Below are 14,263 nucleotides of genomic sequence, written 5' to 3'. Positions count from 1 at the left end.
TTACCCATTTTCGGATTCCAGTAACGGGTTTGGTGACCGAAGTGCACACCGGCCTTCAGCATATCGCGCATGTTGACTTGGGACATGATAGTTCCTTAATAAGTCGGGTTTGGCCTCCACGTATCCCAATGACCAACCAGTGGCATAAAGCCAAAAGCACCCAGGTCATCGTGTCGACACGTGTGTGGATTTAAGCTTTTCGGGGTATCCCGGAAAGCGGCGCATTTTATACCACAGGGTGCGCAGAAACGGAACCCGGAATCTGCAATCGCACCAAGGACATGGGCGCAGCCCCCTTGGAATCGCCTTCAGGCGCACCATTGTATAGACAGACGCGATGCACGCAGGCGCGGATTTGCTCCTTTCGTCTGGTAGAATCGCGTTTTTCAGGGTCGCAAATCCCACACCTGCCACCCTATCCGTATCAGCAAGCGCCGCCGAGCGCAGAGAGAGCCTGTATGACCGTCAACCTCAAAACCCCCGAGGACATCGCTGGCATGCGTGTCGCCGGCAAACTGGCCGCCGATGTGCTGGAAATGATTGCCGAACACGTCAAACCGGGTGTTACCACCGATCAACTGAACCAGATCTGCCACGACTATATCGTCAACGTGCAGCAGGCTATCCCTGCCCCGCTCAACTACAAGGGCTATCCGAAGTCGATCTGCACCTCGATCAACCACGTGGTCTGCCACGGCATCCCGAATGACAAGCCGCTGAAGAATGGCGACACACTGAACATCGACGTCACTGTGATCAAGGACGGCTACCACGGCGACACCAGCCGCATGTTCCACGTCGGCGAAGTGCCGGTCTGGGCCGAACGCCTGTCGCAGGTCACTCAGGAATGCATGTACAAGGCAATCGAAATCGTCAAACCTGGCTGCCGCCTCGGCGACATCGGTGAAATCATCCAGAAGCACGCGGAAAAGAACGGCTTCTCGGTGGTGCGCGAGTTCTGCGGCCACGGCATCGGCAAGGTGTTCCACGAAGAGCCGCAGATCCTGCACTACGGCCGCGCCGGTACCGGCATGGAACTGAAGGCCGGCATGACCTTCACCATCGAGCCGATGATCAACCAGGGCAAAGCCGACACCAAGGTGCTGGGCGACGGCTGGACCGCGATCACCAAGGACCGCAAGCTCTCGGCGCAGTGGGAACACACCCTGCTGGTGACCGACACCGGCTACGAGATCTTCACCCTGCGCGCCGACGATACGATCCCGCGCGTCTCGGCCTGATCCAAAGAACGCTCCCAGCCTTATATAGAAGGAAAGCCAATCAATGCCGCAGGTGGATCCCGAACTCTTCGACCGTGGCCAGTTCCAGGCTGAACTGGCCCTGAAAGCGAGTCCCATCGCGGCGTTCAAGAAGGCGATCCGCCAGGCTCGCGAGGTCCTCGACACGCGTTTTCGCAGCGGCCGCGACATCCGCCGGCTGATCGAAGACCGTGCCTGGTTCGTCGACAACATCCTGCAAAAGGCCTGGGAGCAGTTCAACTGGAGCGAAGACGCCGACATCGCGCTGGTCGCGGTCGGCGGCTACGGCCGGGGTGAGTTGCATCCCTATTCCGACATCGACCTGCTGATCCTGCTGGACAGCGCCGACCACGAAGTTTTCCGCGATTCCATCGAGCGTTTTCTGACACTGCTGTGGGACATCGGCCTGGAAGTCGGGCAGAGCGTGCGTTCGGTCGACGAATGCGCCGAAGAGGCCCGCGCCGACCTGACCGTGGTCACCAACCTGATGGAAAGCCGCACCATCTGCGGCCCCGAGCGCCTGCGCCAGCGCATGCTCGATGTCACCAGCACCGCACACATGTGGCCGGCCAAGGAGTTCTTCCTGGCCAAGCGCGCCGAGCAGAAGGCCCGTCACCACAAATACAACGACACCGAATACAACCTGGAACCCAACGTCAAAGGTTCGCCCGGCGGCCTGCGGGATATCCAGACCATTCTGTGGGTGGCCCGGCGTCAGTACGGCACCCTGAACCTGCGCGCCCTCGCCGGCGAAGGTTTCCTGGTCGAGAGCGAAAACGCGCTGCTGGCATCCTCCCAGGAATTCCTCTGGAAAGTCCGTTACGCCCTGCACATGCTCGCCGGGCGCTCGGAAGACCGCCTGCTGTTCGACCATCAACGGACCATTGCCGGCCTGCTCGGCTTTGAAGGTGACGACGCGAAACAGGCGGTCGAAAACTTCATGCAGCAGTACTTCCGCGTGGTGATGAGCATCGCCCAGCTCAGCGACCTGATCATCCAGCACTTCGAGGAAGTCATCCTCGCCCCGGAAGACGAAGCGCCGCCGCAGCCGATCAACTCGCGCTTTCAACTGCACGACGGCTACATCGAAGCGCGCAACGACAACGTGTTCCGCCGCACGCCGTTCGCCATGCTCGAGATCTTCGTGCTGATGGCCCAGCAGCCGGAAATCAAAGGCGTGCGCGCCGACACCATTCGCCTGCTGCGGGAAAACCGTCACCTGATCGACGACAACTTCCGCAACGACATCCGCAATACCAGCCTGTTCATCGAGCTGTTCAAGTGCAAGATCGGCATCCATCGCAACCTGCGGCGGATGAACCGTTACGGCATCCTCGGGCGCTACCTGCCGGAGTTCGGTTTTATCGTCGGGCAGATGCAGCACGACCTGTTCCACATCTATACGGTCGATGCGCACACTCTGAACCTGATCAAACACCTGCGTAAGTTGCAGTACACCCAGGTGTCGGAGAAATTCCCGCTGGCGGCCAAACTCATGGCCAAACTGCCCAAGCCGGAACTGATCTACATGGCCGGTCTGTATCACGACATCGGCAAGGGCCGGCATGGTGATCACTCGGACATCGGCGCGGTCGATGCCGAAGCGTTCTGCCAGCGCCATCAGCTGCCACTGTGGGACAGCCGCCTGATTGTCTGGCTGGTGCAGAACCACCTGGTGATGTCGACCACCGCGCAGCGCAAGGATCTGTCCGACCCGCAGGTGATCCACGATTTCGCGCAGATCGTGGGTGACGAAACCCGTCTGGACTATCTGTATGTGCTGACCGTGGCCGACATCAACGCGACCAATCCGACGCTGTGGAACTCGTGGCGCGCGAGCCTGTTGCGCCAGCTCTACACCGAGACCAAACGCGCGCTGCGCCGTGGCCTGGAAAATCCGGTGGATCGCGAAGAGCAGATCCGCCAGACCCAGAGCGCGGCACTGGACATTCTCGTGCGCGGCGGCACCGATCCGGACGACGTCGAACAGTTGTGGGCGCAGTTGGGCGATGACTATTTCCTGCGTCACACCGCCGGTGACGTGGCCTGGCACAGTGACGCGATCCTGCAGCAACCGGCCGATGGCGGTCCGCTGGTGCTGATCAAGGAAACCACCCAGCGCGAGTTCGAGGGCGGCACGCAGATCTTCATTTATGCCCCGGACCAGCACGACTTTTTCGCCGTGACCGTGGCTGCGATGGATCAGCTCAACCTGAACATTCACGACGCCCGGGTCATCACCTCGAGCAGCCAGTTCACCCTCGACACCTACATCGTGCTCGACACCGACGGCGACTCGATCGGCGACAACCCGGCGCGGGTCAAACAGATTCGCGACGGTCTGACCGAAGCCCTGCGCAACCCCGACGACTACCCGACGATCATCCAGCGTCGGGTGCCGCGCCAGCTCAAGCACTTCGCCTTCGCGCCACAGGTGACGATCCACAACGACGCCCAGCGTCCGGTGACGGTACTGGAACTCACCGCGCCTGACCGCCCGGGCCTGCTGGCGCGGATCGGCGGGATCTTCCTCGAGTTCGACCTGTCGCTGCAGAACGCCAAGATTGCGACCCTGGGCGAGCGCGTGGAAGACGTGTTCTTCATCACCGACGCCCACAACCAGCCGCTCTCCGACCCGCTGCTGTGCAGCCGCTTGCAGGACGCAATCGTCGAACAACTGAGCGTCAATCAGGAACCGGATATCAAGCTTTCGCGCATCAGTATTTGAATCAACAAACTATCCCTGTGGAGGCAGATATATCTGCCCGGGGCTTTTGTGGTGAGGGGATTTATCCCCGATGGGTTGCGAAGCGGCCCCAAAAACCTGCGATCGCGGTGTATCCGCTACACCGCACGCGATGTTTTTGCGACTGCTGCGCAGCCGATCGGGGATAAATCCCCTCGCCACGGAGTTCTCTCCACATTGAACGAGGCCCCCATGAACAACGCTCTGAACCAACTCCAGCCCTACCCGTTCGAAAAGCTCCGCGCCCTGCTTGGCACGGTCACGCCGAACCCGGACAAACGCCCGATCGCCCTGTCGATCGGCGAGCCGAAACATCGCTCGCCAAGCTTTGTCGCCGAAGCGCTGGCGAACAATCTGGATCAGATGGCGGTGTATCCGACCACCCTCGGCATCCCGGCCCTGCGCGAGGCCATCGCCGGCTGGTGCGAACGTCGCTTCGACGTGCCAAGCGGCTGGATTGATCCCGCGCGCAATGTGCTGCCGGTCAACGGCACCCGCGAAGCGCTGTTCGCCTTCACCCAGACCGTGGTCAACCGTGGCGACGAGGCCCTGGTGGTCAGCCCGAACCCGTTCTATCAGATCTACGAAGGCGCAGCGTTCCTCGCTGGCGCCAAGCCGCACTACCTGCCATGCCTGGACGAAAACGGCTTCAATCCGGATTTCGACGCGGTGTCGCCGGACATCTGGAAACGCTGCCAGATTCTGTTCCTGTGCTCGCCAGGCAACCCGACCGGTGCACTGATCCCGGTCGATGTGCTGAAAAAACTCATCGCTCTGGCCGATGAATACGACTTCGTGATCGCCGCCGACGAGTGCTACAGCGAGCTGTATTTCGACGAACAGACCCCGCCGCCGGGCCTGCTCAGCGCTTGCGTGGAACTGGGCCGCAAAGACTTCAAGCGTTGCGTGGTGTTCCACAGCCTGTCCAAGCGCTCCAACCTGCCGGGCCTGCGCTCCGGTTTCGTCGCCGGTGACGCCGATATCCTCAAGGGCTTCCTGCTGTACCGCACCTACCACGGTTGTGCGATGCCGGTGCAAACCCAACTGGCCAGCGTTGCCGCGTGGAATGACGAAGTGCATGTCCGCGCCAACCGTGCGCTGTACCGCGAGAAATTCGATGCAGTGCTGGCAATCCTCAGCCCGGTAATGGACGTGCAGCGTCCGGACGGCAGCTTCTACCTGTGGCCGAACGTGGCCGGCGACGATGCCGCCTTCTGCCGTGACCTGTTCGAACAGGAACACGTGACCGTGGTACCGGGCTCTTATTTGTCGCGAGATGTGGACGGCGTCAATCCGGGTGCCGGGCGCGTGCGCATGGCACTGGTCGCACCACTGGTCGAGTGCGTCGAGGCCGCAGAGCGGATTCGCGCATTCGTCACTCGCCAGTCATGAGTTACTTTACCGTGCCAGTTCTGCTGGCACGGTAACCCGTCATAAAACCGCACACATATTCAATTTACCCACGCAAGTTCAGTCACTAGCATCCGTCATTCAAAGCGACTTTTCGGGAACAACAAGCAACCCGACAAGTTAAACCTGAAGAATGAAAACATGGATGTTCAGATATGCACTTAACACGGCTTCAGCCAAGCAGAGAATCTGCAAAAACACTGTTCTCCCGAAACATGCAACGCACTCGGGAGACTCAGAAACATGTGGGCTAAAAACAATCCGGCGAAATTCTGGACACCCGGCTGCACACTTCGCATCGCCTTCCTCAATGGCACGCAAGAATTCAAGGACGCGACCATCGCCGCCGCCAACAACTGGTTGCCGCACATTAACTTGAAGTTCGAGTTCGTCGAAGGTGAAGTCGGTGACATCCGCATACTTAGCGAGTATGGAACATTTTCTTCGTTCATTGGCACGGATGCACTGTTACAGTCCGATGGACCCACCATGCGGCTATGGCCACACCCTCCGGACAGGGCGCGTTACTTCGCCGCCAATGTAATGCACGAGTTCGGGCACATGCTCGGCGCCGAGCATGAGCAAACCAACCCCACGGCAAACATCCCCTGGGACATGCCAGCCATATATGAACAACATGATTTGACTGCCGACCCGGAAGAAGACAATTACCAGGCCAGCGTGACGCGCCAACGCCTGCACGAATGGTACTTTGATCGCGGCAATCCTGATGAAAGCCTTTATACCGCGTACGACCGAACGTCGATCATGCACTATCGCATCAGCCAGTCCTGGACCATCGGTGACTTCCAGCTCTTCATCAATCTGGATCTCAGCGAACAGGACAAAACCTTCATGTCGAACGCTTATCCCCACCCCGCGTGTGAGTGAGCGCTTTACCTGCGTATCGGGCTATTTGACCTGCCCCAGATTCGCCTCACTCAAATCAAGCTCGCCCAACACTTCTCTGAGCACGTCATCACCAATCTGGTGCTGACGACTCAGGCTGTACAACTCCAGGCGCTGCGCGCGCAGCGCCTTCAAGCGCAAACGGCGTTCCAGCAGGTCCATCTGGAACGCCAGCGCCTGGGCTTCAGCCGAATCGTTGAACACCTCGAGTTGATGCCGGTATTCGGACATGATCCGCGCCTTCAGTTCAGCCGAGAGCGCCGCCTGCGCGGCATCTTGCGGCGCGACCTCTTCGGTTTCCAGCGCATGGATCGCCGCTTCGGCGGTCTTACGCCAGGCATCGCGCACTTCTTGACGACGCTTGTCGTCCGTGCTTTTTTCGATGCCGCGCAACAGCAACGGCAAGGCGATGCAGGCGCAAATCAGCGACAACAGGATGACCCCGGCGGCGATGAAGATCAGCAGATCGCGCTCGGGGAACGCCTCGCTGCCCATCAGCATCGGCACCGACATCACACCGGCCAGCGTCACCGCCCCGCGCACGCCGCCGACGGTCAGCAGCCAGCAGGAGCGCGCGGTCGGCACTTGCGTCAGGTCGCCCTTGCCGCGCAGCCGTCGCAGCAGCACCGACAAACGCCAGATGCTTTGCACCCAGATAAAGCGCAACAGCACCAGCGCGAGGAAAATCGCCACCACGTCGAGGCCGCGATACAGCAGGGTCGGCCACAGCGTCGGTTCGTGGCTGACCACCGCTTTGATGATGTCCGGCAATTGCAGGCCCAGCAGTAGAAAGATCAGTCCGTTGAAAGCAAATTCCAGCAACGACCAGACGCTGCGATTGAGCAGCCGGGTACTGGTCTGCCGCGGCAACAGATCGAGCCAGCTCTGCATCATCCCCGCCGCGACGGCCGACAAAATGCCCGAGGCCCCCAGTCGCTCGGCCAATACATAGGCGGCGAATGGCAGCAGCAACATGAACACCACGTGGGTGGCGGGATCGTCCCAGCCACGGGCGATCATCCATGCACGCAAACGCCCGACCAGCCAGCTCAGCGCCACGCCGACCGCCAACCCGCCGACCGCCACCAGCACGAAGGTCAGGCTGGCATTGGCCAGCGAGAACACCCCGGTGACTGCCGCGACGAGGGCGAACTTGAACGTCACCAGACCCGAGGCGTCGTTCATCAGCGCCTCGCCCTGCAACATGTGCATCAGCGGCGTCGGCAAGCGGTTCTGCGAGATCGCCGAAACAGCCACGGCGTCGGTCGGCGACAGCACGGCGGCCAGCGCGAAGGCCACCGGCAGCGGAATGCTCGGCAACAGCCAGTGAATGAAGTACCCGGCGCCAACCACCGTGAACAGCACCAGGCCGACCGCCAGCGTCAGGATCGGCCCACGCAAATGCCAGAACTCGCGTTTGGGCATGCGCCAGCCGTCGGAAAACAGCAGCGGTGGCAGGAACAGAAACAGGAACAATTCGGGGTCCAGCGCTACGTGCAGGCCCAATGTCGGCCAGGCCAACAAGGCACCGGCGGCGATTTGCACGAGGGGCAGCGGCAGCGGGATGACCCGTCCGACCAGCCGCGAGACGCTGACCAGCATCAGCAGGATAAGGACGGTGTAAGCGGTTTGCATAAAGCGGAAATCCCGGACAATCGACAGCGTTGAACTGCCATATTAGCCGCTTAGGATGCGTCTGGCGTTTGCACCTATGTCGCAGCCCTGTCACAAATCTCTTGTGGGAGCGGGCTTGCTCGCGAATGCGGTGGATCATTGAGCAATGATTTCGACTGACACGGCCCTTTCGCGAGCAAGCCCGCTCCCACAGAGTAATCTGCAAGCAGATAAACCTCGGCGCCGCGAAACCGTTTGGTCATGGCATAATCCCACACCATTTTTTTCCAGCACCTGTAAAGGGGGCGATTCCTTGACCGTTTCAAGTAAAACATTGCACCTTTTCGGCATCAAAGCCTGCGACACCATGAAGAAGGCGCGCACCTGGCTCGATGAACACGCTGTCAGCTACGATTTCCACGATTACAAAACCGCCGGTATCGACCGTGAGCACCTGACCCAATGGTGTGACGAGCACGGCTGGCAAACGGTGTTGAACCGTGCAGGCACGACCTTTCGCAAACTCGACGACGAACGTAAAGCCGATCTCGACCAGTCGAAAGCCATCGAACTGATGCTCGCTCAACCCTCGATGATCAAGCGCCCGGTGCTCGATCTCGGTGACCGAACCCTGATTGGCTTCAAGCCAGACATCTACGCGGCCGCACTCAAGTAAGCAGCCCGTCACTTATTGCTAGAGGTATTCAAATGTCCAAGTCTCTGTTCAGCATCGCCTTTGGTGTCGGCACGCAAAACCGTCAAGGCGCCTGGCTGGAAGTGTTCTACGCTCAGCCACTGCTCAACCCGTCGGCCGAACTGGTCGCCGCCGTTGCGCCGATCCTCGGTTACACCGAAGGCAACCAGGCCATCACCTTCACCACCGCGCAGGCTGCGCAGCTGGCTGAAGCGGTCAAAGGCATCGACGCCGTGCAAGGCAAGCTGCTGACCCGCCTGGCCGAGAGCCACAAGCCGCTGGTCGCCACCCTGCTGGCTGAAGACGCCCAACTGACCTCGACGCCTGAGGCCTACCTCAAGCTGCACCTGCTGTCGCATCGTCTGGTCAAACCGCACGGCGTAAGCCTGGCCGGGATTTTCCCGCTGCTGCCGAACGTGGCGTGGACCAGCCAGGGCGCGATCGACCTGAGCGAACTGGCCGAACTGCAACTCGAAGCCCGTCTGCGCGGCGAGCTGCTGGAAGTGTTCTCGGTGGACAAGTTCCCGAAAATGACCGACTACGTGGTGCCGGCCGGCGTGCGTATCGCTGACGCGGCACGTCTGCGTCTGGGTGCGTACGTGGGCGAAGGCACCACCGTGATGCACGAAGGCTTCATCAACTTCAACGCCGGCACCGAAGGCCCGGGCATGATCGAAGGCCGGGTTTCCGCTGGCGTGTTCGTCGGCAAGGGTTCGGACCTGGGCGGCGGTTGCTCGACCATGGGCACCCTGTCGGGCGGCGGCAACATCGTGATCAAGGTTGGCGAAGGCTGCCTGATCGGCGCCAACGCCGGTATCGGTATTCCGTTGGGCGACCGCAACACCGTCGAGTCGGGCCTGTACGTGACCGCCGGCACCAAAGTGGCGCTGCTGGACGAGCACAACAATCTGGTCAAGGTGGTGAAGGCGCGTGAACTGGCCGGCCAGACCGACCTGCTGTTCCGTCGCAACTCGGAAACCGGTGCCGTGGAGTGCAAAACCCACAAATCGGCAATCGAGCTGAACGAAGCGCTGCACGCTCACAACTAAGCGTTTAGACGATCCATTGTAGGAGTGAGCCTGCTCGCGATGCTTTTGGCGTCCTTGCGGACGCTATCGCGAGCAGGCTCACTCCTACAAGTCTGGCGTACATCCCGCCCAAGTTCACAGGGCTGAACAGATGATGATTCCCTCCCCCTGGCGCGCCGATTTTCCGGCCATCGCCGCCCTGCAACGGCAAGACCAGACCTATCTGGACAACGCCGCCACCACGCAAAAACCCCAGGCCCTGCTCGACGCGCTGGCGCACTACTACGCCAACGGCGCGGCCAATGTGCATCGTGCGCAACACTTGCCCGGCGCCCACGCCACGCAGGCGTTCGAAGACAGTCGGCTCAAGGTCGCGCAGTGGCTGAATGCCGGTGACAGCGGGCAGATCATCTTCACCCACGGCGCCACCAGTGCGCTGAATCTCCTGGCCTATGGCCTGGAACATCTTTTCCAACCGGGCGATGAAATTGTCATCAGCGCCCTGGAGCATCACGCCAACCTGCTGCCGTGGCAGCAACTGGCCCAGCGTCGCGAGCTGAAACTGGTGATCCTGCCGCTGGACGCCGACGGCGTGATCGACCTCGGCGCCGCTGTGCGTCTGATCACCCCGCGCACTCGCTTGCTGGCGGTCAGTCAGCTGTCCAACGTGCTCGGTGCCTGGCAACCGTTGCCGGCGCTGTTGGCGATGGCCAAGGCCCACAACGCGCTGACCGTGGTCGATGGCGCCCAAGGTGTGGTGCATGGTCGCCACGACGTGCAGGCGCTGGGGTGCGACTTCTACGTGTTTTCCAGCCACAAACTGTACGGCCCCGATGGCCTCGGCGTGCTGTTCGGGCGCAACCAGGCGCTTGAGCAACTGCAGCCGTGGCAGTTCGGCGGCGAGATGGTGCTGGAAGCCAATTATCACGATGCGCGTTTCCGCCCTGCCCCATTGGGCTTCGAGGCCGGCACGCCGCCGATTGCCAGTGTGATCGGCCTAGGTGCGACCCTCGACTATCTGGCCGGGCTGGATCAGGACGCGGTGTCGGCCCACGAAGCGGCGCTGCACGCCTATCTGCTGCAAGGTCTGGCCGCGCGCAACGGCATTCGCCTGCTCGGCAAGCCGCAACTGGCGCTGGCCAGTTTTGTCGTCGAGGGTGTGCACAACGCCGATCTGGCGCATCTGCTCACTGAGCAAGGCATTGCCGTGCGCGCCGGGCATCACTGCGCCATGCCGTTGCTGAAAAGCTTCGAACTGGCCGGGGCGATTCGCGTGTCGCTGGGGCTGTACAACGACTCCGAGGATCTGGAGCGTTTCTTCGAAGCGCTGGATCAGGCCCTGGAGTTGCTGCGATGAGCCTGCCGCTCGCCGCTGCCGAAGCATTGCTGACCTTTCAGAATGCCGCCGGTTGGGAGCAACGCGCACGGTTGCTGATGCAGTTTGGCGATCGTCTGCCGCCGCTGGATGACGCGGACAAATGCGAAGCCAACCAGGTGCATGGCTGTGAAAGCCAGATGTGGCTGGTGGGGGAATTGCAGGACGGCCACTGGCGATTCAGCGCCGCCAGCGATGCGCGGATGATTCGTGGGTTGGTGGCGTTGCTGCTGTTGCGGGTCAACGGCTTGAGCGCTGGCGAGTTGCAGCTGGTGGATTTGCCGGACTGGTTCAATCAGCTAGGACTTTCGCGTCAGCTATCGCCGTCGCGCAGCAATGGCTTGAATGCCGTGCTCAAGCGCATGAATGAGTTGGCTAAATAAAGCGGCTGCTTCGCAGCCATCGCGAGCAGGCTCACTCCTACAATTGGAATGCGTTCCCCTGTAGGAGTGAGCCTGCTCGCGATGAGGCCCTCAGCCCCAGAATCAAACCTGAGGCTTGACCCGATCCGCCGGCCGCCGCACACCCGCCACAATCTTGTCCACAGCCTTGGTCGCCGCGACCATGCCAAACGTCGCCGTCACCATCATCACCGCGCCAAAGCCACCGGCGCAGTCGAGCTTCACCCCGTCGCCGACAAAACTCTTCTGCAAACAGATGCTGCCGTCCGGTTTCGGATAGCGCAGTTGCTCAGTGGAAAACACACACGGCACGCTGTAATGGCGGGTCACGGTGCGCGAGAAACCGTAGTCGCGGCGCAGCGTCGAGCGCACCTTCGAAGCCAGCGGATCGTTGAAGGTCCGGTTGAGGTCGCAGACCTGAATCAGCGTCGGATCAATCTGCCCACCCGCACCGCCGGTGGTGATGATCTGGATCTTGCGCCGTTTGCACCAGGCGATCAGCGCAGCCTTGGCGTTGACCGCGTCGATGCAGTCGATCACGCAGTCGATGTTCGGCGTGATGTACTCGGCCATGGTGTCGCGGGTGACGAAGTCCGCCACCGCATGCACGGTGCAATCCGGATTGATCCCGCGCAGGCGCTCGGCCATCACTTCGACCTTGGGTTTGCCGACGGTGCTGTCCAGCGCATGCAACTGGCGGTTGGCATTGCTGACGCAGACGTCGTCGAGGTCGAACAGCGAAATCTCACCGACGCCACAGCGGGCCATGGCTTCCGCCGCCCAGGAACCGACGCCACCGACGCCGACAATCGCCACATGGGCCGCACGCAGGCGCTCAAGGCCTTCGATGCCATACAAACGGGCGATGCCTGCAAACCGCGGATCTTCTGTACTCATGACCATTACCCCAAAAACCGGCGCGCATTATAGGGCCGTCGGCGGCCAAGAGCATCTTTGACGCTATGAACGGTGAACACAGCCGTTTTCACACAACCTTTGTGGCGAGGGAGCTTGCTCCCGCTGGGTCGCGAAGCGGCCCTCAAAAAGCGGCCTGCTTCGCAGTCCAGCGGGAGCAAGCTCCCTCGCCACGGGGAATTGCTATAACTGAACAACAAAGTTTTCTCTTACAAGCTGTTACCAAAGAACTTAAATCAGGTTGGACTGCCCAACGTCCGGCATTTCCCTGTCCGGTGTACGAGCAGTGAACTGCCGGTGTAGGATTCGCGCCCTTTGGCGATTTGCCACCGACCCTTCGTTCCACAGCCTTTGGAACCCGAAATAGCTATGTCATCGCGTAAATTTGGTCTCAACCTGGTGGTGGTTCTGGCAATCGCCGCCCTGTTCACCGGTTTCTGGGCGCTGATCAACCGCCCGGTCTCCGCGCCCAACTGGCCGGAACAGATCTCCGGCTTCTCCTATTCGCCGTTCCAGCAGGGCCAATTCCCGCAGAAGGACCAGTATCCGACTGACGATGAAATGCGCCGCGACCTGGAGATCATGAGCAAGCTGACGGACAACATCCGCATCTACTCGGTCGACGGTTCGCTGCAGGACATCCCGAAACTGGCGGAAGAGTTCGGTCTGCGCGTGACCCTAGGGATCTGGATCAGCCCCGATCAGGAACGCAACGAGCGGGAAATCCAGCGCGCCATCGAGCTGGCCAACACCTCGCGCAGCGTGGTGCGCGTGGTAGTCGGTAACGAGGCGATCTTCCGCAAGGAAATCACCGCCGAGCAACTGAGCGTGCTGCTGGACCGGGTGCGCGCGGCGGTGAAAGTTCCGGTGACCACCTCCGAGCAGTGGCACGTCTGGGAAGAACACCCGGAACTGGCCAAGCACGTCGACCTGATCGCTGCGCACGTCCTGCCGTACTGGGAATTCATCCCGGTCGACAAGGCCGGACAGTTCGTCTTCGACCGTGCCCGCGACCTGAAAAAACTGTTCCCGAAAAAGCCGCTGCTGCTGTCCGAGGTCGGCTGGCCGAGCAACGGGCGCATGCGCGGTGGCGCCGATGCGTCGCCGGCGGATCAGGCGATCTACCTGCGCACGCTGGTCAACAAGCTCAACCGCCAAGGCTTCAACTACTTCGTGATCGAAGCGTTCGACCAGCCGTGGAAGGCCAGTGACGAAGGTTCGGTGGGCGCCTACTGGGGCGTGTTCAACGCCGCGCGCCAGCAGAAATTCAACTTCGAAGGCCCGGTCGTCGCCATCCCGCAATGGCGCGTGCTGGCCATCGGTTCGGTGGTGCTGGCATTGCTGTCGCTGACCCTGCTGATGATCGACGGCTCGGCCCTGCGCCAGCGTGGCCGGACCTTCCTGACCTTTATCGCGTTTCTCTGCGGTTCGGTGCTGGTGTGGATCGGTTACGACTACAGCCAGCAATACAGCACGTGGTTCAGCCTGACGGTGGGTTTCCTGCTGGCGCTCGGTGCGCTCGGGGTGTTCATCGTGTTGCTGACCGAGGCGCATGAACTGGCCGAAGCGGTCTGGACCCACAAGCGCCGGCGTGAATTCCTGCCGGTGGTGGGCGACTCGGACTACAGACCGAAAGTCTCGATCCACGTGCCTTGCTACAACGAGCCGCCGGAGATGGTCAAACAGACCCTCGACGCCCTGGCCGCCCTCGATTACCCGGACTATGAAGTCCTGATCATCGACAACAACACCAAAGACCCAGCCGTGTGGGAACCGGTGCGCGACTACTGCGCCACCCTCGGCCCGCGTTTCAAGTTCTTCCACGTTTCGCCCCTGGCCGGTTTCAAGGGCGGCGCGCTGAACTACCTGATTCCGCACACCGCCAAGGACGCCGAAGTGATCGCGGTGATCG

12 protein-coding genes are annotated in these 14,263 nt (G+C 61.2%); 9 read left to right on the top strand and 3 right to left on the bottom strand.

From position 1 onward, the window contains the following. A partial coding sequence (locus ACIOUG_RS18245; protein ID WP_340658626.1) for a 30S ribosomal protein S2 occupies window positions 1-86 on the bottom strand: 86 nt, incomplete at its 3' end. A gap of 372 nt (window positions 87-458) precedes the next feature. Here ACIOUG_RS18245 and map point away from each other — a divergent pair. The 4 genes from map (at window position 459) to ACIOUG_RS18225 (ending at window position 6,306) form a co-directional block, all read left to right on the top strand. Continuing rightward, window positions 459-1,241 (top strand): type I methionyl aminopeptidase, encoded by a 783-nt coding sequence (gene map / locus ACIOUG_RS18240; RefSeq protein WP_007964271.1) that lies wholly within the window; start codon window positions 459-461, stop codon window positions 1,239-1,241. Between the two features lie 43 nt (window positions 1,242-1,284). After that, window positions 1,285-3,987, top strand: coding sequence for a [protein-PII] uridylyltransferase (locus ACIOUG_RS18235; protein ID WP_401067410.1), 2,703 nt, complete (start codon window positions 1,285-1,287; stop codon window positions 3,985-3,987). Window positions 3,988-4,197: 210 nt separating this feature from the next. Next, a complete protein-coding gene (dapC, locus tag ACIOUG_RS18230; RefSeq protein WP_401067408.1) occupies window positions 4,198-5,397 on the top strand; it encodes a succinyldiaminopimelate transaminase in 1,200 nt (399 codons plus the stop codon). 261 nt (window positions 5,398-5,658) lie between these two features. Beyond that, a complete protein-coding gene (locus ACIOUG_RS18225; protein ID WP_401067407.1) occupies window positions 5,659-6,306 on the top strand; it encodes a hypothetical protein in 648 nt (215 codons plus the stop codon). Between the two features lie 21 nt (window positions 6,307-6,327). Here ACIOUG_RS18225 and ACIOUG_RS18220 read toward each other — a convergent pair whose 3' ends face one another. Continuing rightward, window positions 6,328-7,959 (bottom strand): Na+/H+ antiporter, encoded by a 1,632-nt coding sequence (locus ACIOUG_RS18220; RefSeq protein WP_401067406.1) that lies wholly within the window; start codon window positions 7,957-7,959, stop codon window positions 6,328-6,330. 292 nt (window positions 7,960-8,251) lie between these two features. Between ACIOUG_RS18220 and ACIOUG_RS18215 the strand changes: the two genes are divergently transcribed. From ACIOUG_RS18215 to ACIOUG_RS18200, 4 genes are all read left to right on the top strand, one after another. Next, entirely contained in the window at window positions 8,252-8,614 is a 363-nt protein-coding gene (locus ACIOUG_RS18215) for an ArsC family reductase (protein WP_003222107.1), read from the top strand. A gap of 32 nt (window positions 8,615-8,646) precedes the next feature. Beyond that, window positions 8,647-9,681, top strand: coding sequence for a 2,3,4,5-tetrahydropyridine-2,6-dicarboxylate N-succinyltransferase (gene dapD / locus ACIOUG_RS18210; protein WP_115986324.1), 1,035 nt, complete (start codon window positions 8,647-8,649; stop codon window positions 9,679-9,681). Window positions 9,682-9,811: 130 nt separating this feature from the next. Further along, the gene (locus tag ACIOUG_RS18205) at window positions 9,812-11,017 is read left to right on the top strand and encodes an aminotransferase class V-fold PLP-dependent enzyme (protein ID WP_401067405.1); all 1,206 of its coding nucleotides are present in this window, start codon (window positions 9,812-9,814) and stop codon (window positions 11,015-11,017) included. Beyond that, window positions 11,014-11,418, top strand: coding sequence for a SufE family protein (locus ACIOUG_RS18200; RefSeq protein ID WP_401067403.1), 405 nt, complete (start codon window positions 11,014-11,016; stop codon window positions 11,416-11,418). Before ACIOUG_RS18205 ends, ACIOUG_RS18200 begins: the two co-directional genes overlap by 4 nt. 102 nt (window positions 11,419-11,520) lie before the next feature. Here the strand turns inward: ACIOUG_RS18200 and tcdA are convergent, their stop codons facing one another. Beyond that, complete coding sequence (tcdA, locus tag ACIOUG_RS18195) at window positions 11,521-12,339, bottom strand: tRNA cyclic N6-threonylcarbamoyladenosine(37) synthase TcdA (protein ID WP_003222099.1); 819 nt, start codon at window positions 12,337-12,339, stop codon at window positions 11,521-11,523. Window positions 12,340-12,720: 381 nt separating this feature from the next. Between tcdA and ACIOUG_RS18190 the strand changes: the two genes are divergently transcribed. Beyond that, a partial coding sequence (locus tag ACIOUG_RS18190) for a glycosyltransferase (RefSeq protein WP_401067401.1) occupies window positions 12,721-14,263 on the top strand: 1,543 nt, incomplete at its 3' end.

The sequence above is a fragment of the Pseudomonas sp. NPDC087803 genome (genome assembly GCF_044742995.1).
In the GTDB taxonomy this organism is placed as follows: Bacteria; Pseudomonadota; Gammaproteobacteria; order Pseudomonadales; family Pseudomonadaceae; genus Aquipseudomonas.
This window is presented reverse-complemented; position numbering and strand designations above follow the sequence as displayed.